Below are 23,944 nucleotides of genomic sequence, written 5' to 3' on the forward strand. Positions count from 1 at the left end.
TTATGCACGAGAATCAACAACCACAAACCGAGGCTTTTGAGCTGAGTGAAGCAGAACGTGCCGCCATTGAGCACGAGATGCACCACTACGAAGACCCGCGTGCGGCGTCCATTGAAGCGCTGAAAATCGTACAGAAACAGCGTGGTTGGGTGCCGGACGGGGCGATCTATGAGATCGCAAAAGTGCTGGGTATTCCGGCAAGCGACGTAGAAGGCGTCGCCACGTTCTACAGCCAGATCTTCCGTCAGCCGGTTGGCCGCCATGTGATCCGCTACTGTGACAGCGTTGTCTGCCACATCACCGGTTATCAGGGCATCCAGGCTGCGATTGAGAAGAAGCTCAATATCAAGCCGGGCCAGACCACGTTTGACGGCCGCTTTACGCTGCTGCCAACCTGCTGCCTGGGTAACTGCGACAAGGGGCCGACCATGATGATTGATGAGGACACTCACAGCCATCTGACGCCGGAAGCGATTCCTGACCTGCTGGAGCAGTACAAATGAAAACTGTAATTCGTACTGCTGAGACGCATCCGCTGACCTGGCGTCTGCGTGATGACAAACAGCCGGTATGGCTCGACGAATATCAGAGCAAAAACGGCTATGCCGGTGCGCGTAAAGCCCTGGGCGGCATGGCGCCGGACGACATCGTTAACGCGGTAAAAGAGTCTGGCCTGAAAGGCCGCGGCGGCGCGGGCTTCTCCACCGGTCTGAAGTGGAGCCTGATGCCAAAAGACGAATCCATGAACATCCGTTACCTGCTGTGTAACGCCGATGAAATGGAGCCGGGTACCTATAAAGACCGTCTGCTGATGGAGCAGCTGCCGCACCTGCTGGTGGAAGGCATGCTGATTTCCGCGTTCGCGCTGAAAGCGTACCGTGGCTACATCTTCCTGCGCGGTGAGTACATCGAAGCGGCAGAAAACCTGCGTCGCGCGATTGCCGAAGCCACCGAAGCGGGCCTGTTGGGTAAAAACATCCTGGGCACCGGGTTTGACTTCGAACTGTTCGTGCACACCGGCGCCGGGCGTTATATCTGCGGTGAAGAAACCGCGCTGATTAACTCCCTGGAAGGCCGCCGCGCGAACCCGCGTTCCAAGCCACCGTTCCCGGCAAGCTCCGGCGTATGGGGTAAACCGACCTGCGTAAACAACGTCGAAACCCTGTGTAACGTTCCGGCTATCCTCGCCAACGGCGTGGAGTGGTATCAGGGCATCTCCTCAAGCAAAGATGCCGGTACCAAGCTGATGGGCTTCTCCGGTCGCGTTAAAAATCCTGGCGTCTGGGAGCTGCCGTTCGGTACCACCGCACGTGAAATTCTTGAAGACTACGCTGGCGGCATGCGTGATGGCCTGAAATTCAAAGCCTGGCAGCCGGGTGGGGCAGGGACAGACTTCCTGACCGAAGCCCACCTTGACCTGCCGATGGAATTCGAAAGCATTGGTAAAGCAGGCAGCCGTCTGGGTACGGCGCTGGCGATGGCCGTCGACCACGAGATCGGGATGGTATCGCTGGTGCGTAACCTGGAAGAGTTCTTCGCCCGTGAGTCCTGCGGCTGGTGCACACCGTGCCGTGATGGTCTGCCGTGGAGCGTGAAGATCCTGCGTGCAATCGAACGTGGCGAAGGCCAGCCTGGCGATATCGAGACGCTTGAGCAACTGTGTCGATTCTTAGGCCCGGGTAAAACCTTCTGTGCCCACGCACCGGGTGCCGTCGAACCTCTGCAGAGCGCGATCAAATATTTCCGCGACGAGTTCGAAGCAGGCATCAAGCAGCCGTTCAGCAATACCCATGCGATTAATGGGATTCAGCCGAACCTGCTTAAAGCGCGCTGGTAACGACAAGAATTTTGATTAACGCTCGGTTTCGACCGAGCCAACTGGAAGCATGCTAATGGCTACGATTCATGTAGACGGCAAAGAATACGAAGTTAACGGGGCGGACAACCTGCTGGAAGCTTGTCTGTCTCTTGGCCTCGATATTCCGTACTTTTGCTGGCATCCGGCGCTGGGCAGCGTCGGTGCTTGCCGCCAGTGTGCGGTGAAGCAATATCAAAACGCGGAAGACACGCGTGGTCGCCTGGTGATGTCCTGTATGACGCCAGCTACCGAAGGCACCTTTATTTCGATTGATGACGAAGAAGCCAAACAGTTCCGCGAAAGCGTGGTGGAGTGGTTGATGACCAACCACCCGCACGACTGTCCGGTCTGTGAAGAGGGCGGTAACTGCCACCTTCAGGATATGACCGTGATGACTGGTCACAGCTTCCGTCGCTATCGCTTTACCAAGCGTACCCACCGTAACCAGGACCTGGGGCCGTTCATCTCTCACGAAATGAACCGCTGCATCGCCTGCTACCGCTGCGTGCGTTACTACAAAGACTATGCAGACGGTCAGGATCTGGGCGTGTATGGCGCGCATGACAACGTCTACTTCGGTCGTCCGGAAGACGGCGTGCTGGAGAGCGAATTCTCCGGTAACCTGGTAGAAATCTGCCCGACCGGCGTCTTTACCGATAAAACTCACTCCGAGCGTTACAACCGTAAATGGGACATGCAGTTTGCGCCAAGCATCTGCCAGCAGTGTTCCCTCGGCTGTAACACCAGCCCGGGTGAGCGTTACGGCGAACTGCGCCGTATCGAAAACCGTTACAACGGTACCGTTAACCACTACTTCCTCTGCGACCGCGGTCGTTTCGGCTATGGCTATGTGAACCTGAAGGACCGTCCGCGTCAGCCGGTTCAACGCCGTGGCGACGACTTCATTACCCTGAACGCTGAACAGGCGATGCAGGGCGCGGCAGACATTCTGCGCCAGTCGAAGAAAGTGATCGGTATCGGCTCTCCGCGCGCCAGCATCGAAAGCAACTTCGCCCTGCGCGAGCTGGTTGGGGCGGAAAACTTCTATACCGGTATCGCCCAGGGCGAGCAGGAACGTCTGCAGCTGGTACTGAAAGTGCTGCGTGAAGGCGGTATCCATACCCCTGCGCTGCGCGAAATCGAATCCTATGATGCGGTCCTGGTGCTGGGTGAAGACCTGACGCAGACCGGCGCACGCGCGGCTCTGGCGGTTCGCCAGGCGGTGAAGGGTAAAGCACGTGAAATGGCAGCGGCGCAGAAAGTGGCTGACTGGCAGATTGCGGCAATCCTGAACATCGGCCAGCGCGCGAAGCATCCTCTGTTTGTGACCAACGTCGACAACACCCGTCTGGACGATATCGCCGCGTGGACCTACTGCGCACCGGTTGAAGATCAGGCGCGCCTCGGCTTTGCTATTGCCCACGCGCTGGACAACAGCTCACCGGCCGTTGAGCTGGATCGCGACCTGCAAAACAAGGTCGACGTGATTGTTCAGGCCCTGGCAGGTGCGAAGAAGCCGCTGATTATTTCCGGTACCAACGCCGGTAGCGCAGAGATCATTCAGGCGGCAGCCAACGTTGCCAAAGCCCTGAAAGGCCGTGGTGCGGACGTCGGCGTGACCATGATTGCCCGTGCGGTGAACAGCATTGGTCTGGGCATGATTGGCGGCGGCTCGCTGGAAGAAGCCTTAAGCGAACTGGAATCCGGTGCCGCTGACGCCGTGGTGGTGCTGGAAAACGACCTGCATCGTCATGCTTCTGCCGCTCGCGTAGACGCCGCGCTCTCCAAAGCCCCGCTGGTGATGGTCATTGACCATCAGCGCACCGCGATTATGGACAAAGCGCACCTGGTGCTCTCTGCGGCAAGCTTCGCAGAAAGCGACGGTACCGTTATCAACAACGAAGGCCGCGCACAGCGTTTCTTCCAGGTTTATGACCCGGCGTACTACGACAGCAACACCGTGATGCTGGAAAGCTGGCGCTGGCTGCACTCCCTGCACAGCACCGTGCAGAGCCGTGAAGTGGACTGGACGCAGCTCGACCACGTTATCGACGCGGTAGTCGAAAAACTGCCTCAGCTGGCAGGCATTAAAGATGCCGCGCCTGAAGCAAGCTTCCGCATTCGCGGCCAGAAACTGGCGCGTGAACCGCACCGTTACAGTGGCCGTACTGCGATGCGTGCCAACATTAGCGTGCACGAACCGCGCCAGCCGCAGGATAAAGACACCATGTTCGCTTTCTCTATGGAAGGGAACAACCAGCCGTCTGCGCCGCGTTCGCAAATCCCGTTCGCATGGGCACCGGGCTGGAACTCCCCGCAGGCATGGAACAAGTTCCAGGCTGAAGTGGGCGGCTCCCTGCGCCACGGCGATCCGGGCGTACGTCTGATTGAAGCCTCCGAAACCGGTCTGGACTTCTTCACCACCGTACCGGCGAGCTTCCAGGCGCAGGACGGTAGCTGGCGTATTGCCCCGTACTACCACCTGTTCGGTAGCGACGAGCTGTCCCAGCGTTCACCGGTCTTCCAGACCCGTATGCCGCAGCCGTACATCAAGCTCAACCCGGCGGACGCCGCGAAGCTTGGCGTTAACGCGGGTGCAAACATCGCCTTTAGCTATGACGGCCAGACCATCAGCCTGCCGCTGATTGTCTCCGAAAGTCTGACAGCAGGGCAGGTCGGTCTGCCGATGGGTATGCCTGGCATCGCGCCGGTTCTGGCGGGTGCGCGTCTTGATAATCTGCAGGAGGCAAAAGCATGAGTTGGTTAACGCCGGATCTTATCGACATCCTGCTGAGCATTCTGAAAGCGATTGTTATCCTGCTGGTGGTGGTCACCTGCGGCGCGTTCATGAGCTTTGGTGAACGTCGTCTGCTCGGTCTGTTCCAGAACCGTTACGGACCGAACCGCGTGGGCTGGGGTGGTTCACTCCAGCTGGTCGCGGATATGATCAAGATGTTCTTTAAAGAGGACTGGATCCCGCGCTTCTCGGATCGCGTGATCTTTACTCTGGCACCGATGATCGCCTTCACCTCGCTGCTGCTGGCGTTTGCTATCGTTCCGGTCAGCCCGACCTGGGTGGTCGCTGACCTGAACATCGGCATTCTGTTCTTCCTGATGATGGCAGGTCTCGCGGTTTACGCGGTCCTGTTCGCAGGCTGGTCCAGTAACAATAAATACTCGCTGCTGGGTGCGATGCGTGCTTCCGCGCAGACCCTGAGCTACGAAGTGTTCCTGGGGCTTTCCCTGATGGGCGTGGTGGCGCAGGCCGGTTCATTCAACATGACCGACATCGTCAACAACCAGGCCGACATCTGGAACGTTATTCCGCAGTTCTTTGGGTTTATTACCTTTGCCATCGCGGGCGTGGCGGTGTGTCACCGTCACCCGTTTGACCAGCCGGAAGCCGAACAGGAACTGGCCGACGGTTACCACATCGAATATTCCGGTATGAAATTCGGTCTGTTCTTCGTGGGCGAGTATATCGGTATCGTCACCATTTCCGCGTTGATGGTAACGCTGTTCTTCGGTGGCTGGCATGGCCCGTTCTTACCGCCGTTCATCTGGTTCGCGCTGAAAACCGCGTTCTTCATGATGATGTTCATTTTGATTCGCGCAGCGTTACCGCGTCCGCGTTATGACCAGGTAATGTCCTTCGGCTGGAAAGTGTGCCTGCCGCTGACGCTCGTCAACTTGTTGGTAACGGCCGCTGTCATTCTCTGGCAGCAGCCATAAGGGGCAATAGACCATGACCTTAAAAGAATTACTGGTAGGCTTCGGTACCCAGGTACGCAGTATCTGGATGATCGGCCTGCACGCGTTTGCCAAACGCGAAACCCGGATGTATCCGGAAGAGCCGGTATATCTGCCGCCGCGCTACCGTGGCCGTATCGTGCTGACGCGCGACCCGGACGGTTCCGAGCGCTGCGTTGCCTGTAACCTGTGTGCGGTAGCGTGTCCGGTAGGCTGTATCTCTCTGCAGAAAGCCGAGACGGTAGACGGCCGCTGGTACCCTGAGTTCTTCCGCATCAACTTCTCACGCTGCATTTTCTGCGGTCTGTGTGAAGAAGCGTGCCCAACCACGGCGATTCAGCTGACTCCAGACTTCGAGCTGGGTGAGTACAAGCGTCAGGACCTGGTGTACGAGAAAGAGGATCTGCTGATTTCCGGTCCGGGCAAATACCCGGAATATAACTTCTACCGGATGGCGGGTATGGCAATCGACGGCAAAGATAAGGGTGAAGCAGAGAACGAAGCTAAGCCTATCGACGTCAAGAGCCTGTTACCGTAAGGAGAGGGCAATGGAATTCGCTTTTTATATCTGTGGCCTTATCGCCATCCTGGCTACGCTGCGAGTGATTACGCACACCAATCCGGTGCATGCGCTGCTGTACTTAATCATCTCGCTGCTGGCCATTTCCGGGGTGTTCTTCGCACTGGGCGCGCACTTCGCCGGTGCGCTGGAAATCATCGTCTACGCCGGGGCCATCATGGTGCTCTTCGTGTTCGTGGTGATGATGCTGAACCTGGGCGGCTCTGAAATTGAGCAGGAACGTCAGTGGTTAAAACCGCAGGTGTGGATCGGCCCGGCAATTTTGTCGGCCATCATGCTGGTGGTGATCGTGTACGCCATTCTGGGTGTTAACGATCAGGGCATCGACGGCACGCCAATTGGCGCGAAAGAGGTAGGTATCACGCTCTTTGGCCCATACGTTCTGGCGGTTGAACTGGCCTCAATGCTGCTGCTGGCAGGTCTGGTTGTTGCTTTCCACGTTGGCCGCGAAGAGCGTGCTGGCGAGTTGCTGAGCAACCGCACTGACGACCGCGCGAAAAGAAAAACGGAGGAGCGCGCATGATCCCCTTAACACATGGACTGATCCTCGCTGCGATTTTATTCGTTCTGGGTCTGACCGGTCTGGTTATCCGCCGCAATCTGCTGTTTATGCTGATCGGGCTGGAAATCATGATTAACGCCTCCGCGCTGGCCTTCGTGGTCGCCGGAAGCTACTGGGGCCAGACCGATGGTCAGGTGATGTACATTCTCGCCATCAGCCTCGCGGCTGCCGAAGCGAGTATTGGCCTGGCGCTGTTGCTGCAGCTCCATCGTCGCCGCCAGAATCTGAACATCGATTCAGTAAGTGAGTTGCGTGGATGAACATGCTTGCCTTAACCATTATTTTTCCGCTGATTGGCTTCGTGCTGCTGGCGTTTTCTCGCGGCCGCTGGTCTGAGAACCTGTCTGCCACCGTCGGCATGGGCTCTGTTGGCCTGGCTGCGCTGGTGACGGCGTATGCGGGTATCGACTTCTTTAACAACGGGCGTCAGCCTTTCAGCGTGCCGCTGTGGACCTGGATGTCGGTCGGTGATTTCAACATCGGCTTCAACCTGGTGCTGGACGGCCTCTCGCTGACCATGCTCTCCGTGGTCACCGGCGTCGGCTTCCTGATCCACATGTTCGCCTCCTGGTATATGCGCGGTGAAGAGGGGTACTCCCGCTTCTTCGCCTACACCAACCTGTTTATCGCCAGCATGGTGGTTCTGGTGCTGGCCGATAACCTGCTGCTGATGTATCTGGGCTGGGAAGGCGTAGGTCTGTGTTCTTACCTGCTGATCGGTTTCTACTATACCGATCCGAAGAATGGCGCAGCGGCCATGAAAGCATTCGTCGTGACCCGCGTGGGTGACGTCTTCCTCGCTTTCGCGCTGTTCATTCTTTACAACGAACTGGGCACGCTGAACTTCCGCGAAATGGTGGAACTGGCGCCGGCGCACTTCGCCGCAGGCAACAACATGCTGTGGTGGGCAACGCTGATGCTGCTGGGTGGTGCCGTGGGTAAATCCGCGCAGCTGCCGTTGCAGACGTGGCTGGCCGACGCGATGGCGGGTCCAACCCCTGTCTCCGCGCTGATCCACGCTGCGACCATGGTAACCGCCGGTGTTTACCTGATTGCGCGTACCCATGGCCTGTTCCTGATGACCCCGGAAATTCTGCATCTGGTGGGTATCGTCGGTGCGGTCACGCTGGTGCTGGCAGGCTTTGCCGCGCTGGTGCAGACCGACATCAAGCGCGTTCTCGCGTATTCCACCATGAGCCAGATTGGTTACATGTTCCTGGCGCTGGGCGTTCAGGCGTGGGACGCGGCCATTTTCCACCTGATGACGCACGCGTTCTTTAAAGCGCTGCTGTTCCTCTCATCCGGTTCCGTGATTCTGGCCTGCCACCACGAGCAGAACATCTTCAAGATGGGCGGACTGCGTAAGTCCATTCCGCTGGTTTATGTCTGCTTCCTGGTGGGCGGCGCGGCGCTGGCGGCACTGCCGCTGATCACCGCGGGCTTCTTCAGTAAGGACGAAATCCTTGCGGGTGCCATGGCGAATGGTCATATCAATCTGATGGTTGCAGGTCTGGTCGGTGCGTTCATGACCTCCCTGTATACCTTCCGTATGATTTTCATCGTATTCCACGGTAAAGAACAAATTCACGCTCACGCAGGGAAGGGGATTACCCATCACCTGCCGCTGATTGTGCTGCTGGTACTGTCCACCTTCGTTGGCGCGATGATTGTGCCACCGCTGCAGGGCGTACTGCCGGACACCACCGAGCTTGAGCACGGTCGCGTTCTGACGCTTGAAATCACCTCCGGTGTGGTCGCTATCGCGGGCATCCTGATCGCAGCATGGCTGTGGCTGGGCAAACGTACGCTGGTCACTGCCGTGGCCAACAGTGCGCCGGGCCGCCTGCTGGGCACCTGGTGGTACAACGCGTGGGGCTTCGACTGGCTCTACGACATGATCTTCGTTAAGCCGTTCCTGGGCATCGCGTGGCTGCTGAAGCGCGACCCGCTGAACAGCTTGATGAACATCCCGGCGATCCTTTCCCGCTTTGCAGGTAAAGGCCTGCTGTACAGCGAGAACGGTTACCTGCGCTGGTATGTGGCGTCCATGAGCATCGGTGCGGTTGTCGTGCTGGCGCTGCTGATGGTGTTGCGTTGATCGTTAAGTGAATTTTATTCGAATTCGTTGAAAATCAGGCCCCTGCTGGGGGCCTTAAAAAGGAATGTAAATCGCCATGTTACTACCCTGGCTAATATTAATTCCCTTCATCGGCGGCTTCCTGTGCTGGCAGACTGAACGCTTTGGCGTGAAGATGCCGCGCTGGATCGCGCTGATCACCATGGGATTGACGCTCGCGCTTGGCCTGCAACTGTGGTTGCAGGGCGGTTACTCACTGACCCAGTCTGCGGGCATTCCGCAGTGGCAGTCTGAGTTCATCCTGCCGTGGATCCCGCGTTTCGGCATTACGATCCACCTGGCGATTGACGGTCTGTCTCTCCTGATGGTGGTGCTGACCGGTCTGCTCGGCGTTCTGGCGGTACTCTGCTCCTGGCGAGAAATTGAAAAATACCAGGGCTTCTTCCACCTGAACCTGATGTGGATCCTGGGCGGCGTAATCGGCGTGTTCCTTGCCATCGACATGTTCCTGTTCTTCTTCTTCTGGGAGATGATGCTGGTGCCGATGTACTTCCTGATCGCGCTGTGGGGCCACAAGGCGTCCGACGGTAAAACGCGTATCACGGCGGCAACCAAGTTCTTCATCTATACCCAGGCGAGTGGTCTGGTGATGTTGATTGCCATTCTGGCGCTGGTGTTTGTTCACCACAACGCGACCGGCACCTGGACCTTTAACTACGAAGACCTGCTGAAGACCCCAATGTCGCACGGCGTTGAATATCTGCTGATGCTGGGCTTCTTCATCGCGTTCGCGGTGAAAATGCCGGTCGTTCCGCTGCACGGCTGGCTGCCAGACGCGCACTCTCAGGCACCAACGGCGGGTTCCGTTGACCTGGCGGGCATCTTGCTGAAAACGGCGGCCTACGGTCTGCTGCGTTTCGCTCTGCCGCTGTTCCCGAACGCCTCCGCAGAGTTCGCACCGATTGCCATGTGGCTGGGTGTGATCGGTATCTTCTACGGTGCCTGGATGGCCTTCACGCAGTACGACATCAAGCGTCTGATTGCCTACACCTCCGTTTCCCACATGGGCTTCGTGCTGATTGCTATCTACACCGGCAGCCAGCTGGCGTACCAGGGCGCGGTGATCCAGATGATTGCGCACGGTCTGTCTGCAGCCGGCCTCTTCATCCTGTGCGGTCAGCTGTACGAACGTCTGCATACCCGCGATATGCGTATGATGGGCGGTCTGTGGAGCAAAATTAAGTGGCTGCCAGCGCTGTCCATGTTCTTCGCGGTGGCTACCCTGGGGATGCCGGGTACCGGTAACTTCGTCGGCGAATTTATGATTCTGTTCGGCAGCTTCAAAGTGGTACCGGTGATTACCGTGATCTCCACGTTTGGTCTGGTGTTCGCTTCCGTATACTCGCTGGCGATGCTGCACCGCGCTTACTTCGGTAAAGCGAAGAGCGAAATTGCTGCACAAGAACTGCCGGGGATGTCGCTGCGTGAGCTGTTCATCATCCTGCTGCTGGTCGTACTGCTGGTGCTGCTGGGCTTCTTCCCGCAGCCAATTCTGGATACCTCGCACAGCGCGATGGGTAACATCCAGCAGTGGTTTGTTAATTCTGCTTCTACTACAAGGCCGTAATTCGCCATGACAATAACTCCACAACAACTGATCGCGCTGCTACCGCTGCTGATCGTCGGATTGACGGTGGTGGTTGTGATGCTCTCCATTGCGTGGCGACGCAATCACTTCCTGAATGCCACGCTGTCGGTCATCGGCCTGAACGCCGCGTTAGTCTCTCTCTGGTTTGTTGGTCAGGGTGGGGCGATGGACGTCACCCCGCTGATGCGCGTTGACGGTTACGCCATGCTGTATACCGGACTGGTGCTGCTGGCAAGCCTGGCAACCTGTACCTTTGCGTACCCGTGGCTCGAAGGCTACAACGACAATAAAGAAGAGTTTTACCTGCTGGTTCTGATTGCCGCGCTGGGCGGCATTCTGCTGGCGAATGCGAACCACCTGGCCGCGCTGTTCCTCGGCATTGAGCTGATATCTCTGCCGCTGTTCGGCCTGATTGGTTACGCCTTCCGTCAGAAGCGCTCCCTGGAAGCAAGCATCAAGTACACTATTCTGTCTGCTGCTGCATCCTCGTTCCTGCTGTTTGGTATTGCGCTGCTGTACGCACAGTCCGGTAATCTCTCCTTCATGGCGCTCGGCAAGAGCCTCGGCGACGGCATGCTGCATGAGCCGCTGCTGCTGGCGGGTCTGGGCATGATGATTGTTGGCCTTGGCTTCAAACTCTCTCTGGTGCCGTTCCACCTATGGACGCCAGACGTATACCAGGGCGCTCCGGCTCCGGTGTCGACCTTCCTGGCGACGGCGAGCAAAATCGCTATCTTCGGTGTGGTCATGCGTCTGTTCCTGTACGCGCCGGTAGGTGACAGCGAAGCGGTTCGCGTGGTGCTGGGCATTATCGCGTTCGTCTCCATCATCTTCGGTAACCTGATGGCGCTGAGCCAGACCAACATCAAGCGTCTGCTGGGCTACTCGTCTATTTCTCATCTGGGCTACCTGATGGTGGCGCTGATTGCGCTGCAGAGCGGCGAGATGTCGATGGAAACCGTGGGCGTGTATCTGGCCGGTTACCTGTTCAGCAGTCTCGGCGCCTTCGGCGTGGTGAGCCTGATGTCCAGCCCGTACCGTGGTCCGGATGCCGATTCACTGTTCTCCTACCGTGGCCTGTTCTGGCACCGTCCGATCCTGTCTGCGGTGATGACCGTGATGATGCTCTCTCTGGCAGGTATCCCGATGACGCTTGGCTTTATCGGTAAATTCTACGTGCTGGCCGTCGGTGTGCAGGCGCACCTGTGGTGGCTGACCGCGGGCGTGGTGATCGGTTCCGCGATTGGTCTCTACTACTACCTGCGCGTGGCCGTGAGCCTGTACCTGAGTGCGCCTCAGCAGCTCAACCGTGATGCCCCAACCAACTGGCAGTACAGCGCCGGTGGTATCGTAGTGCTTATCTCGGCGCTGCTGGTGCTGATCTTCGGTATCTATCCGCAGCCGCTGATTGATATCGTGCAGCGAGCGATGCCGCTGATGTAAAACAAAAAACCCGCCTCGGCGGGTTTTTTTTAAGGTTTTTGCCCTCTCCCTGTGGGAGAGGGACGGGGTGAGGGCACCAGCCCGCACCAAACTTAAGCCAGCTGCTTCCTGCTTATAAGCGGCCCGTCAATCTTCTTCATCGAGCGGTCCAGCACTTCCTCAATCACCGACGACAGCTCGTTCAGCTCAAACTTCGCCACGTAACCGTCCGCCTTCACCTTACGAATATGATCTTCGTTGGCGTTACCGGAAAGGGAAGAGTGGATCACCACCGGAATGTCCTTTAATACCGGGTCGGTTTTGATTTTGCGCGTCAGCGTAAAGCCGTCCATCTCCGGCATTTCAAGATCGGTCAGCACAAGCGCGATCTTATCGGTGATGGGAACTCCCTCAGCCTGCGCCTGAGCGGCCAGTACGCCAATTTTCTCCCACGCATCTTTGCCGGTGATATGCAGCTGCGCGGGGATCTCCATCGCCTGCAGACCTTTCTCCAGCATCGAGCGCGCAACCTTGGAATCTTCCGCAACGATGGCGACAGCGCCCGGCTTAATATGGAATTTGGTGGTCTTCAGATTCGTGGCGTGCAGATCGTGATTGGCCGGAGTGATGTCGTACAGGATCTGCTCAACGTCCAGCACCATCGCCAGATCGTTGGTATCCGTTTTCTCATCCAGGCAGGCGATGCTGGTGATGTAGCGACCGCTGACGGCGGTTTCCGCCGCGTGCACCTGCTTCCAGTCCAGACGCATGATGTTCTCAACCGACTCCACGGCAAACGCCTGCACGCTGCGCGCGTATTCGGTGATCAGCAGGATATTCAGCCCGGTGGTGGGCTTACAGCCCGCCACGGCGGCCAGGTCGATCACCGGGATCACCTGATCGCGAATATTCACCATTCCCATCAGCGGTGATTTCATCCCGGCGGGTTTCGTGAACTCCGGCATCGGCACAATTTCACGCAGCTTAAAGACGTTAATACCAAACAGCTCAGATTTATTTTCGTTAAGAGAAGTGCCAAGACGGAACAGCAACAGTTCAAAACGGTTCGACAGGGTCAGATTCGCCCTGTCATCAATATCTTTCTGGAAATTATCCATTCTACCCTCGAGAGAAATGCTGACCTTTTAATCGTTATCGGCATCCTGAGGGAAAAATGAAGGACTAAACGCTGACCTGAGCGAAATCTTCGGCCAGCTCACATTCCGGGAACAGCGCGCGGCACTCTGCCAGCAGCTTTTCACAGCCCCGCGCGTCGTAGCGCGAGCTGACATGGGTGACGATGAGTCTCCCGACGCCAGCGTCACGGGCAAGCTGCGCCGCCTGACGCGTAGAGCTATGGCCCCGGCCGTTGGCTTTTTCTTCCATCGCTGTTTCAAGCGTTGCTTCATGCACCATCACATCCACGCCCTGGGCAAGCTGAAGCGCTGCCTGGCACGGGGCCGTGTCGCCAAATATCGCCAGCTTTTTGCCGGGCTGCGGTGCGGCGAGATAATCCTGGCCGTTGATGACGCGCCCATCCTCCAGCGTGACGGCCTCACCGTGCTTCAGGCGCTGGAACAGCGGTCCGGGTTTTACGCCATCGGCCATCAGCGCGGCGGCGTCCAGCGCGCCGGGTTTGTCATGCGCGTCAATGCGGTATCCATAGCACTCGACAGGATGACTGAGCGGCTGAGCGCTCACCTTATAATCGTCGTCATCGAAAACCAGGCCTTCGCTAATTTCAACGACCTCCAGCGGATAATCCGTCCATGACCCGCTAAGGCGCAGCGTGGTTTCAACAAATTCACGAATACCCGCAGGCCCGTAAATCGTCAGCGGGCTGGCGTTACCGGCCATCGAGCGGCTGCACAGCAGGCCGGGAAGGCCAAACAGGTGGTCGCCATGCAGATGGGTGATAAAAATTTTATCCAGCTTGCCGGGGTGGTAAGCGGTGTGTAACAGCTGATGCTGCGTCCCTTCACCGCAGTCAAACAGCCACAGCCCGCCGCGGGTGGGATGCTTAAGATCCAGCAGGATCGCCGTCACGTTTCGTGAGCGGGTTGGCACGCCAGCGGACGTACCCAGAAAAATCAGTTCCATAACGTAATCAGCCCTTTGCCGAACGGGGAGGGGTTTAGTATAACGTGATGAACCCCAGGAAGGAGACTGACATGATCCAGTGGCAAGATTTACATCATAGCGAACTCACCGTTCATTCACTTTACGCCCTGCTGAAACTGCGCTGCGAAGTTTTTGTGGTTGAACAGACCTGCCCGTATCAGGACGTCGACGGCGACGATCTCGTTGGCGAGAACCGCCATATACTCGGCTGGCGGAATAACGAGCTGGTGGGGTATGCGAGGATTCTGAAAAGCGAAGACGATTTTGAGCCTGTCGTCATTGGCCGCGTCATCATCAGCGGCAAAGCGCGCGGCGAAAAGCTGGGCTATCAGCTGATGGAAAAAACGCTGGAGGCGTGCCGGAAACAGTGGCCTGACAAGGCGTTATACCTGGGCGCGCAGGCACACCTGCAGTCCTTCTATGGCCACTTTGGTTTCGTGCCGGTCACCGATGTGTACGATGAAGATGGCATTCCCCACGTCGGCATGGCGCAAGAAGCGAAGCAGGCGTAATAGCGAGTCGTTGGCTATAGTTAGCGGACTGGTGTACTAACATGGAGAAAAATATGTCATTTCAATCCTGGGATACCCGTATCGACGACGACCTGGCCTTACTGAGCGAAACGCTGGAAGAGGTGTTACGTTCCTCGGGCGACCCTGCCGATCAGAAATATATTGAGCTAAAAGCCCGTGCCGAACAGGCGCTGCATGAAGTGAAAAACCGCGTCAGCCATGCGTCTGATACCTACTACTACCGCGCAAAAAAAGCGGTGTATCGTGCCGATGATTACGTGCATGAAAAACCGTGGCAGGGTATTGGCGTGGGGGCTGCCGTAGGGCTGGTACTGGGGCTGCTGCTGGCCCGTCGCTAAACCGCTTAACCACTCCCTATACGTGGGTACTGCTATTTATCGTCAGTACCCCGTATAATACGAGGTTTTAACAGGGAGAGGTTCGCGTGAATTCGATTTTCCTCGCGCTGGAGCAATTGCGTACCCAGCTTTCGCAAGCGTTACCCGCAACACCCGGCTTACGTCATTTCGACGTCTCTTTCCCGTTAAACGACGCCTTCGACCCTCTCGCCTGGCTTGGGGCTCAGCAGTGCTATCCGCAGTTTTACTGGCAACAGCGTAACGGCGATGAAGAGCTGGCTGCGCTGGGGGCGGTTACCCAATTTTCCTCTCTGGCGTTAGCCACGCAGTTTTTGCGCGAGCAAAATGCGGCACAAGATACCCGTATCTGCGGTCTGAACGCCTTTAATCCGGAGCAGGGGAGCCTCTTTTTACCCCGGCTGCTCTGGCGACGTATCGCCGGCAACGCTACGCTGCGCCTGCAGTTGTGGAGCAATTATTCTCTTCAGGAAGATGCCCGCGCCGCGCTGGGTTTTTTACAGCAGCTCCGTCCTGCAAGGCCTATCCGCCCGCTGTCCGTTCAGATAGAGCACGAAACCCATCTGCCGCAGCAGGCCGAATGGCTGACGCTTATCCGCAGGGCGACAGAGACCATTGCGTGCGGTGAATTTGAAAAAGTGGTTCTCGCCCGGGCAACCGATATCCAGTTCACGCAGCGCGTAAACCCCGTCGCGCTGATGGCAGCCAGCCGGGCCCTGAATTTACATTGCTACCATTTCTGCATGATTTTCGACGCCAGCAACGCGTTTCTCGGCTCTACGCCCGAGCGTCTGTGGCGGCGGCGAGGCAAGCTGCTGCGTACGGAAGCGCTGGCGGGCACCGTCGCCAGCCATAGCGATGATAGCCAGGCGCAGCGTCTCGGCGAGTGGCTGCTGAACGATGATAAAAACCAGCGTGAAAATATGCTGGTTGTGGAGGATATCTGTCAGCGTCTTCAGCACTCTACGCAGACGCTCGAGGTACTGCCCCCCCAGGTGGTACGCCTGCGTAAAGTGCAGCATTTGCGCCGCTGTATCTGGACCGAGCTTAAACAGGCTGATGACGAGCAGTGTCTGCTCATGTTGCAGCCGACCGCGGCCGTTGCCGGATTACCCCGACAGCCTGCGCGCGAGTTTATTCAGAAGGTTGAACCCTTTAACCGCGAATGGTACGCCGGTTCGGCCGGGTATTTATCCCCCGAGCAGAGTGAGTTCTGCGTGGCGCTGCGCTCCGCGCGCGTTCAGGAGGACTCCCTGCGGCTCTACGCCGGCGCCGGTATCGTCAACGGATCTGACCCGGAGCAGGAGTGGCAGGAGATTGAAAACAAAGCCGCCGGATTGCGCTCTCTGCTCCTAAGGGATTAATACAGATTCGCGCAATCCCGATTCATATCAAAATTCCAATTTTTTCTATTATTTATACTGTGTCGCATTCTTGATACCGGACAATCTCATGTCAGTAAGTTCTTTTAACCGACGCTGGGCGGCGGTGATCCTTGAAGCCCTGACGCGCCACGGCGTCAGGCACGTGTGTATTGCACCGGGTTCTCGCTCAACGCCGCTGACGCTGGCGGCCGCCGAAAACCGGGCGTTAATTCACCACACCCACTTTGATGAGCGCGGCCTCGGCCATCTTGCGCTGGGTCTGGCGAAGGTCAGCAAAGAACCCGTGGCGGTGATTGTCACTTCCGGTACCGCCGTGGCGAACCTCTATCCGGCGCTGATTGAAGCCGGGTTAACCGGTGAAAAACTGATTCTGCTGACGGCCGATCGTCCCCCTGAGCTTATCGACTGCGGCGCCAATCAGGCCATTCGCCAGCCGGGACTCTTTTCTTCGCATCCTTCGCAGACGATTTCGCTGCCCCGTCCCACCCAGGATATTCCGGCAAGCTGGCTGGTCTCTACCGTCGATCACGCCATGGAGACGTTGCGTAGCGGAGCGTTGCATATCAACTGCCCGTTTGCCGAGCCGCTGTACGGTGAGGTGGACGACACGGGTCTTGACTGGCAGCAGACCCTCGGCGACTGGTGGGAGAGTGAAAAACCGTGGCTGCGCGAGCAGACGCACCTTGAGAGCGCGAAACAGCGCGACTGGTTCTTCTGGCGGCAGAAGCGCGGCGTGGTTATCGCCGGGCGCATGAGCGCCTCTGAAGGCAAGCTGGTTGCCGAATGGGCGCAAACCCTGGGCTGGCCGCTGATAGGCGACGTGCTTTCCCAGACCGGTCAGCCGCTGCCGTGCGCCGATCTCTGGCTGGGTAATGCCAAAGCGGTCACCGAGCTGGCGCAGGCGCAGATTGTGGTCCAGCTTGGATCGAGCTTGACCGGCAAACGGTTACTGCAGTGGCAGGCGACCTGCACACCGGACGAATACTGGCTGGTGGACGCGCTGGAAGGGCGGCTTGACCCGGCGCATCACCGCGGCCGTCGTCTGGTGAGCTCTATCGACGCCTGGCTGGCGCTCCATCCCGCTGAAAAACGCAAGCCCTGGGCGGTGGCCATTCCGGACCTTTCGCGCCAGGCGTGGGAACTAACCAAAGCGCACTGTGAAGCGTTTAGCGAAGCCGGGCTGGCGCACCGTATTCGCCAGTACCTGCCCGAGCAGGGGCAGCTGTTTGTCGGCAACAGCCTGGTCGTGCGGCTGATTGACGCTTTTTCGAAGCTGCCCGCGGGCTACCCGGTGTACAGCAACCGTGGTGCCAGCGGCATCGACGGGCTGATCTCCACGGCGGCGGGCGTGCAGCGCGCCAGCGCGAAATCGACGCTGGCGATCGTGGGCGATCTCTCCGCGCTCTACGATCTCAACGCGCTGGCGCTGCTGCGTCAGGCGTCAGCCCCGTTTGTGCTGATTGTGGTCAACAACAACGGTGGGCAGATTTTCTCCCTGCTGCCAACGCCCCAGAGCGAGCGCGAGCGTTTCTATCTGATGCCGCAGAACGTGCAGTTCGAACACGCCGCGGCGATGTTTAGCCTGAAATACCATCGCCCGGAAAGTTGGGAACAGCTGGACGCGGCGTTAAACAGCGCATGGAAACAGCCGGGCGCGACGCTGATTGAGCTTGTGGTGAACGATGCTGACGGTGCGCAGGCCCTGCAAAGCCTGCTGGCGCAGGTGAGCCAGCTGTGATCCTCTCGGGCGTGCTGCAGGCCGGAAAACCAGGCTATCCCTGGCTGGTCTTTTTGCACGGTTTTTCGGGTGACTGTCACGAGTGGCAGAGGGTCGGTGAAGGACTTAGCGATTATCCCAGGCTATATCTGGATCTGCCGGGGCACGGTGGATCCCGGAATCTGGGTGTGAAGGGGTTTGACGAGATGAGCGCGTTGCTCACCCGAACCCTGCTTAGTTACAACATACTCAAATTCTGGCTTGTCGGGTACTCCCTCGGCGGCCGCATTGCGATGTTCCATGCCTGCCAGCAGCCGAAGGGGCTGCAGGGCGTGGTGGTGGAGGGAGGGCATCCGGGCCTGCAGGATGCCGATGCGCGAAATGCTCGGCTGGCATCCGATCGCCGCTGGGCAACGCGTTTTCGTACCGAACCGCTGGAGAACGTGTTCGCTGACTGGTACCAACAGCCCGTTTTCGCCTCCCTTACGGACGCCCAGCGCGATGCGCTGATTACCCTGCGCAGCCAGAACAGCGGCGCGACGCTGGCGATGATGCTCGAGGCGACGTCGCTGGCCGTGCAGCCCGATTTGCGTGTCGCGCTTAGCGCACGCGATTTCACTTTTGATTATCTCTTTGGCGAACGTGATGAGAAGTTTGCGGCCCTGGCCGCCGAGCTGAACGCTGTTCTCCATGCAATTCCCAACGCCGGACACAACGCCCACCGGGAAAATCCCGATGCGGTTACCGCGAGTCTGGCTCAGATACTGCGTCTTCGCATAAAGGACACTCTATGATCTACCCTGATGAAAACATGCTCTATGCACCGGTTGAATGGCAAGACTGCTCCGAAGGCTACACCGACATTCGTTACCACAAATCCACCGACGGCATTGCTAAAATCACCATTAACCGTCCGCAGGTGCGTAATGCCTTCCGTCCGCTGACCGTGAAAGAGATGATTCAGGCCCTGGCGGATGCGCGCTACGACGATAACATCGGCGTGATTGTCCTGACCGGCGAAGGCGATAAAGCGTTTTGCTCCGGCGGCGATCAGAAAGTGCGCGGTGACTACGGCGGATACCAGGACGACGCGGGTACGCACCACCTGAACGTCCTCGATTTCCAGCGTCAGATCCGCACCTGTCCAAAACCGGTGGTGGCGATGGTGGCGGGCTACTCCATCGGCGGCGGCCACGTGCTGCACATGATGTGTGACCTGACTATTGCCGCCGAGAACGCCATCTTCGGCCAGACGGGCCCGAAAGTGGGATCCTTCGACGGCGGCTGGGGTGCCTCCTACATGGCGCGCATCGTCGGGCAGAAAAAGGCCCGCGAAATCTGGTTCCTGTGCCGTCAGTACAACGCGCAGGAAGCGCTGGATATGGGCCTGGTGAACACCGTGGTGCCGCTTGCCGATCTCGAAAAAGAGACCGTGCGCTGGTGCCGTGAAATGCTGCAAAACAGCCCGATGGCGCTGCGCTGCCTGAAAGCGGCACTTAACGCCGACTGTGACGGTCAGGCGGGTCTGCAGGAGCTGGCGGGCAACGCCACCATGCTGTTCTACATGACCGAAGAGGGTCAGGAAGGGCGCAACGCGTTTAACGAAAAACGCCAGCCGGACTTCAGCAAATACAAACGGAACCCGTAATGCGTCGCGCGCAGGTTTACCGCTGGCAGATACCAATGGACGCGGGCGTGGTGCTGCGTGAACGGCGGTTAAAAACCCGTGACGGCTTCTTCGTGCATCTGCAGCAGGACGAGCAGGAAGGCTGGGGCGAGATTTCACCGCTGCCGGGCTTTAGCATGGAGTCGCTGGAAGACGCGCAGTCAGCATTGCTGGCGTGGGCAGACGCGTGGCGCGAGGGTGCGGATCCGGCATTGCCGGATGTGCCTTCCGCAGCTTTTGGTATCAGCTGCGCGCTCGCGGAGCTGGACGGCAGCCTGCCGGAAGCGGGAAATTACCGCCCGGCACCGCTCTGCACGGGCGATCCGGACGAACTCTTCGCGCTGCTCTCCGCTATGCCGGGCGAGAAGGTCGCGAAAATCAAAGTTGGGCTCTATGAGGCGGTGCGCGACGGCATGGTCGCCAACCTGCTGCTGGAAGCGATCCCCGACCTTCATCTGCGTCTGGACGCCAACCGCGCCTGGACGCCGCTTAAGGCGCAGCAGTTTGCGAAGTACGTCAATCCGGCGTACCGCAGCCGCATTGCCTTCCTCGAAGAACCGTGCAAGACGCGGGAGGATTCGCGTGCGTTTGCCCGCGAAACGGGGATTGCCATCGCCTGGGATGAAAGCCTGCGCGAGGCCGATTTTGAATTTGTCGCCGAACCCGGCGTCAGCGCGGTGGTGATTAAACCAACGCTGACCGGCAGCCTGGCGAAAGTGCGCGAGCAGGTCGCGGCGGCGCACGCCTTAGGGCTGACAGCGGTCATCAGCTCGTCGATTGAGTCCAGCCTTGGGCTAACCCAGCTGGCGCGCATTGCCTCCTGGTTAACGCCTGACACGGTCCCTGGTCTCGACACGCTGAACCTGATGCAGGCTCAGCTTCTCCGCCCGTGGCCGGACAGCGCGCTGCCGTGCCTCGACGTTACGGCGCTGGAGCCGCTGCAATGAGTTTTACCGACTGGCCGTGGCGGCACTGGTGTGCGCAGTTTGCCGATAAGCCGGCCCTGAGTCTTAACGACGAGGTGCTCAGCTGGCAACAGCTGTGCGCGCGCATTGACCGCCTTGCGGCGGGCTTTCACCGTCAGGGCGTGGAGGAGGGCGACGGCGTGCTGCTGCTGGCCCATAATCATCCGCACACCCTGCTGGCGTGGCTGGCGCTGCTCCAGTGCGGGGCGCGTATTCTTCCCGTGAATCCGCAGCTGCCGCGCCCGCTGCTGGACGTGCTGCTCCCGCAGATGACGCTGCGCTTTGCGCTGGTGCTGGACGGCAGCTACGACGCTCTTCCTGCCCTGTGCATGCGCGAGACCACCGATGCGTATAGCGCTGCGTGGCAACCGGCGCGGCTGGCGTCCATGACGCTGACCTCCGGCTCCACCGGGCTGCCGAAAGCGGCGGTCCATACCTGCGAGGCCCATCTTGCCAGCGCGCGCGGCGTTTTGTCGCTGATCCCCTACGGTGAAGACGACGACTGGCTGCTTTCGCTGCCGCTGTTTCACGTTTCCGGCCAGGGGATTTTATGGCGCTGGCTGCAGGCCGGCGCGCGGTTAACCGTGCGCGAGAAACAGCCGCTGGCGGAGGCGCTGTGCGGCTGTACCCACGCCTCGCTGGTGCCAACCCAGCTCTGGCGTCTGCTTAATGCACACCAGCATGTTGCACTGAAAGCGGTGCTGCTGGGCGGGGCGGCCATCCCTGTTGAATTGACCGAACAGGCGCGAGAACAGGATATACGCACCTTCTGCGGCTACGGCCTGACCGAGTTTGCCTCTACCGTCTGCGCGAAAGAGGCGGACGGCGAGCCGGACGTGGGCTATGCGCTGCCGGGCAGAGAGGTTCAGGTGGTTAACGGGGAAGTCTGGATCAGGGCGCAAAGCATGGCCTCAGGCTACTGGCGGGATGGCGAACTGATTCCGCTGACCAACGACCAGGGATGGTTCGCCACACGCGATAGCGGCGAATGGCATGACGGCCGCCTGACGATCCTCGGCCGCATGGACAACCTCTTTTTTAGCGGCGGAGAAGGGATTCAGCCGGAAAGCCTTGAGCGCGTTATCGCCACGCACCCGCAGGTTAACCAGGTGTTTATCGTTCCGCTGGACGACGCCGAGTTTGGGCAACGTCCGGTGGCGGTAGTGGAGTGCGAGCCGGGAACGGATATCACCTGTTTACCTGACTGGGTGCGGGATAAGGTGGCGCGTTTTGAGCAACCCGTCCGCTGGCTGCTGTTGCCGACCGAACTCAAAAATGGCGGCATTAAAGTCTCGCGCCGCGCGTTGCAGGAGTGGGTGAACGCATCGCTGAAGGGATAATAGCCGTTTCAAATAGTTACAATCTACCGTTCTGCCGCACGCAGAGTGCTTGATCCCCGGGATACTCCGGTTAAAATCTCGCGGTTTTGGGACTTCTTTATAATAATTGTGCGGGATCACGACAATGAAAAAAGTGGCATTAGTGGGCTTAGGCCTGATGGTTGTATCTGCGGCGGCTAACGCCATCAGCATTAACGGATCGGCGGGTCAGGATTATACCCACCTTGGCTTTGGCATGGGTACCGAGACTTCGGGTCTGGCGATGACCGGCGGCTGGACGCATAACGATGATGACGGCGACGCGGCCAGCCTCGGCCTGGGTCTCAACGTTCCTCTAGGCCCGTTCCTGGCCACCGTCGGTGGTAAAGGTATCTATACCAACCCAAATGACGGTGACGAAGGGTACGCGGCGGCAGTGGGCGGCGGCCTGCAGTGGAAAATTGGCGACAGCTTCGGCCTGTTTGGTGAGTACTACTATTCGCCGGACTCCCTCTCAAGCGGTATCGAAAGCTATGAAGAGGCTAACGCCGGCGCGCGCTGGACCATTATGCGTCCAATCACCATCGAAGCAGGCTATCGCTATCTGAACCTGGCCGGTAAAGACGGCAACCGCGACAACGCGCTGGCCGACGGCCCGTACGTGGGCGTCAGCGCAGGCTTTTAATCACTCCGGCGCGGCATTCTGTCGCGCCAGTTTCTCTCTTATCCACCCCGCGTTTGCGTTATAGTGTTTTGACCAAATAAGCGGGAGAACATAATGATTAACGTGGAGATGTTATCCACCGGCGACGAAGTGCTGCATGGACAAATTATTGATACCAATGCTGCCTGGCTTGCCGATCTTTTCTTTGAGCAAGGATTACCGTTAACGCGCCGCAATACGGTGGGCGACAATCTTGAGTCACTGGTCGCTATTCTGCGTGAACGCAGTGAGCACTGTGACGTGCTGATTGTGAACGGTGGGCTCGGCCCTACCAGTGACGATCTCAGCGCGCTGGCCGCCGCGACCGCAAAAGGCGAAGGGCTGGTGCTGCATGAGGCGTGGCTCTCGCAGATGGAGCGCTTTTTCTCCGAACGTGGCCGCGTCATGGCCCCCAGCAATCGCAAACAGGCTGAAATTCCCGCCAGCGCCGAGCTGGTCGATAACCCGGTGGGTACCGCGTGTGGATTTGCCATGCAGCTGAACCGCTGCCTGATGTTCTTCACGCCGGGCGTGCCCTCAGAATTTAAAGTGATGGTCGAGCAGCAGATCCTGCCGCGCCTTCGCCAGCGTTTTACCCTGCCGGAACCGCCGCTGTGCCTGCGTCTGACCACCTTTGGCCGCTCGGAAAGCGATCTGGCCCAGAGCCTCGATCACCTTCCGCTGCCGCCTGGCGTGTCCATGGGCTATCGCTCCTCCATGCCGATCATTGAACTTAAGCTGACAGGCCCGGCCGAGCAGAAAGAGGCGATGCTGGCGTTGTGGCCCGAGGTGCAGCGCGTGGCTGGTGAAAGCCTGATCTTTGAAGGTACGGAAGGGTTGCCCGCGCAGATTGCGAAGCATCTGCAGGCGCGTCAGCTCAGCGTGACCTTAAGCGAGCAGTTCACCGGTGGCCTGCTGGCGCTGCAGCTGTCGCGCGTCAACGCGCCGCTGCTGGCCAGCGAAGTTGTGCCGTTCCAGCAGGAGACCCTGGCGCAGACCGCCCGCTGGGCGTCCGAGAGAAGGGTGAAGCATTTTGCCGGTCTGGCGCTGTTTGTCGGCGGGCTTGATGAAGAACATCTCAACTTCGCGCTGGCGACGCCCGAGGGCACCCACGCCCTGCGGGTAAAAATGAGCATTACCCGCCACAGCCTGGCGGTGCGTCAGGAGGTGTGCGCCATGATGGCGCTGAACATGCTGCGCCGATGGCTGAATGGCAAAGAGGTGGCCAGCGAGCACGGCTGGATTAACGTGGTTGAGTCGCTGTTCGTGGAGTAACGCCTGT

Annotated in this window: 22 protein-coding genes; 20 read left to right on the forward strand and 2 right to left on the reverse strand. The window is 58.8% G+C overall.

Translation table 11 applies throughout. The annotated features are described in order from the left end of the window. The first annotated feature begins 2 nt into the window (after positions 1-2). The 10 genes from nuoE (at position 3) to nuoN (ending at position 11,918) form a co-directional block, all read left to right on the forward strand. Positions 3-503 carry an NADH-quinone oxidoreductase subunit NuoE gene (nuoE, locus tag ACWYRJ_RS01125; protein ID WP_006176513.1) on the forward strand — a complete coding sequence of 167 codons (501 nt, stop codon included), beginning with the start codon at positions 3-5 and terminating at the stop codon, positions 501-503. Next, complete coding sequence (gene nuoF, locus ACWYRJ_RS01130; protein WP_008500209.1) at positions 500-1,837, forward strand: NADH-quinone oxidoreductase subunit NuoF; 1,338 nt, start codon at positions 500-502, stop codon at positions 1,835-1,837. Before nuoE ends, nuoF begins: the two co-directional genes overlap by 4 nt. A 55-nt stretch (positions 1,838-1,892) precedes the next feature. Further along, on the forward strand, positions 1,893-4,616 hold the full coding sequence (nuoG, locus tag ACWYRJ_RS01135) for an NADH-quinone oxidoreductase subunit NuoG (RefSeq protein ID WP_455507268.1): 2,724 nt from the start codon (positions 1,893-1,895) through the stop codon (positions 4,614-4,616). Next, complete coding sequence (gene nuoH, locus ACWYRJ_RS01140) at positions 4,613-5,590, forward strand: NADH-quinone oxidoreductase subunit NuoH (protein ID WP_008500211.1); 978 nt, start codon at positions 4,613-4,615, stop codon at positions 5,588-5,590. Before nuoG ends, nuoH begins: the two co-directional genes overlap by 4 nt. A 13-nt stretch (positions 5,591-5,603) precedes the next feature. Beyond that, positions 5,604-6,146 (forward strand): NADH-quinone oxidoreductase subunit NuoI, encoded by a 543-nt coding sequence (gene nuoI, locus ACWYRJ_RS01145; RefSeq protein ID WP_003861491.1) that lies wholly within the window; start codon positions 5,604-5,606, stop codon positions 6,144-6,146. Positions 6,147-6,156: 10 nt separating this feature from the next. Further along, positions 6,157-6,711, forward strand: a complete 555-nt coding sequence (gene nuoJ, locus ACWYRJ_RS01150; RefSeq protein ID WP_014170993.1) for an NADH-quinone oxidoreductase subunit J — start codon at positions 6,157-6,159, stop codon at positions 6,709-6,711. Continuing rightward, positions 6,708-7,010 (forward strand): NADH-quinone oxidoreductase subunit NuoK, encoded by a 303-nt coding sequence (nuoK, locus tag ACWYRJ_RS01155; RefSeq protein WP_003861496.1) that lies wholly within the window; start codon positions 6,708-6,710, stop codon positions 7,008-7,010. The genes nuoJ and nuoK overlap by 4 nt, the downstream gene beginning before the upstream one ends. Next, on the forward strand, positions 7,007-8,848 hold the full coding sequence (gene nuoL, locus ACWYRJ_RS01160) for an NADH-quinone oxidoreductase subunit L (protein WP_023325763.1): 1,842 nt from the start codon (positions 7,007-7,009) through the stop codon (positions 8,846-8,848). Before nuoK ends, nuoL begins: the two co-directional genes overlap by 4 nt. A 76-nt stretch (positions 8,849-8,924) precedes the next feature. Then, positions 8,925-10,454: an NADH-quinone oxidoreductase subunit M gene (gene nuoM, locus ACWYRJ_RS01165; RefSeq protein ID WP_023312532.1), complete on the forward strand. Its 1,530-nt coding sequence runs from the start codon at positions 8,925-8,927 to the stop codon at positions 10,452-10,454. 6 nt (positions 10,455-10,460) lie between these two features. Next, positions 10,461-11,918: an NADH-quinone oxidoreductase subunit NuoN gene (gene nuoN / locus ACWYRJ_RS01170; protein ID WP_023312531.1), complete on the forward strand. Its 1,458-nt coding sequence runs from the start codon at positions 10,461-10,463 to the stop codon at positions 11,916-11,918. 92 nt (positions 11,919-12,010) lie between these two features. Here the strand turns inward: nuoN and ACWYRJ_RS01175 are convergent, their stop codons facing one another. Next, on the reverse strand, positions 12,011-13,015 hold the full coding sequence (locus tag ACWYRJ_RS01175; protein WP_023312530.1) for a chemotaxis protein: 1,005 nt from the start codon (positions 13,013-13,015) through the stop codon (positions 12,011-12,013). Between the two features lie 64 nt (positions 13,016-13,079). Beyond that, a complete protein-coding gene (gene rbn / locus ACWYRJ_RS01180) occupies positions 13,080-13,997 on the reverse strand; it encodes a ribonuclease BN (RefSeq protein ID WP_455507269.1) in 918 nt (305 codons plus the stop codon). A 71-nt stretch (positions 13,998-14,068) separates the two neighbouring features. Here rbn and ACWYRJ_RS01185 point away from each other — a divergent pair, with 71 nt between their 5' ends. From ACWYRJ_RS01185 to ACWYRJ_RS01230, 10 genes are all read left to right on the forward strand, one after another. Continuing rightward, a complete protein-coding gene (locus ACWYRJ_RS01185) occupies positions 14,069-14,530 on the forward strand; it encodes a GNAT family N-acetyltransferase (RefSeq protein ID WP_455507270.1) in 462 nt (153 codons plus the stop codon). 53 nt (positions 14,531-14,583) lie between these two features. Next, positions 14,584-14,889, forward strand: a complete 306-nt coding sequence (gene elaB, locus ACWYRJ_RS01190; protein ID WP_008500219.1) for a stress response protein ElaB — start codon at positions 14,584-14,586, stop codon at positions 14,887-14,889. Between the two features lie 86 nt (positions 14,890-14,975). Further along, positions 14,976-16,271 carry an isochorismate synthase MenF gene (gene menF, locus ACWYRJ_RS01195; RefSeq protein ID WP_455507271.1) on the forward strand — a complete coding sequence of 432 codons (1,296 nt, stop codon included), beginning with the start codon at positions 14,976-14,978 and terminating at the stop codon, positions 16,269-16,271. An 88-nt stretch (positions 16,272-16,359) separates the two neighbouring features. After that, complete coding sequence (menD, locus tag ACWYRJ_RS01200) at positions 16,360-18,030, forward strand: 2-succinyl-5-enolpyruvyl-6-hydroxy-3-cyclohexene-1-carboxylic-acid synthase (RefSeq protein WP_455507272.1); 1,671 nt, start codon at positions 16,360-16,362, stop codon at positions 18,028-18,030. Continuing rightward, complete coding sequence (gene menH / locus ACWYRJ_RS01205) at positions 18,027-18,803, forward strand: 2-succinyl-6-hydroxy-2,4-cyclohexadiene-1-carboxylate synthase (protein ID WP_455507273.1); 777 nt, start codon at positions 18,027-18,029, stop codon at positions 18,801-18,803. Before menD ends, menH begins: the two co-directional genes overlap by 4 nt. Continuing rightward, positions 18,800-19,657: a 1,4-dihydroxy-2-naphthoyl-CoA synthase gene (menB, locus tag ACWYRJ_RS01210; RefSeq protein WP_045402731.1), complete on the forward strand. Its 858-nt coding sequence runs from the start codon at positions 18,800-18,802 to the stop codon at positions 19,655-19,657. Before menH ends, menB begins: the two co-directional genes overlap by 4 nt. Then, positions 19,657-20,622, forward strand: a complete 966-nt coding sequence (menC, locus tag ACWYRJ_RS01215; RefSeq protein ID WP_455507274.1) for an o-succinylbenzoate synthase — start codon at positions 19,657-19,659, stop codon at positions 20,620-20,622. Before menB ends, menC begins: the two co-directional genes overlap by 1 nt. Further along, positions 20,619-21,980: an o-succinylbenzoate--CoA ligase gene (gene menE / locus ACWYRJ_RS01220; protein ID WP_455507275.1), complete on the forward strand. Its 1,362-nt coding sequence runs from the start codon at positions 20,619-20,621 to the stop codon at positions 21,978-21,980. The genes menC and menE overlap by 4 nt, the downstream gene beginning before the upstream one ends. 124 nt (positions 21,981-22,104) lie before the next feature. After that, positions 22,105-22,644: a YfaZ family outer membrane protein gene (locus ACWYRJ_RS01225; protein WP_111965282.1), complete on the forward strand. Its 540-nt coding sequence runs from the start codon at positions 22,105-22,107 to the stop codon at positions 22,642-22,644. A 93-nt stretch (positions 22,645-22,737) separates the two neighbouring features. Further along, entirely contained in the window at positions 22,738-23,937 is a 1,200-nt protein-coding gene (locus ACWYRJ_RS01230) for a nicotinamide mononucleotide deamidase-related protein YfaY (RefSeq protein ID WP_111965283.1), read from the forward strand. Positions 23,938-23,944: the final 7 nt, after the last annotated feature.

This window comes from Enterobacter sp., assembly GCF_977039595.1.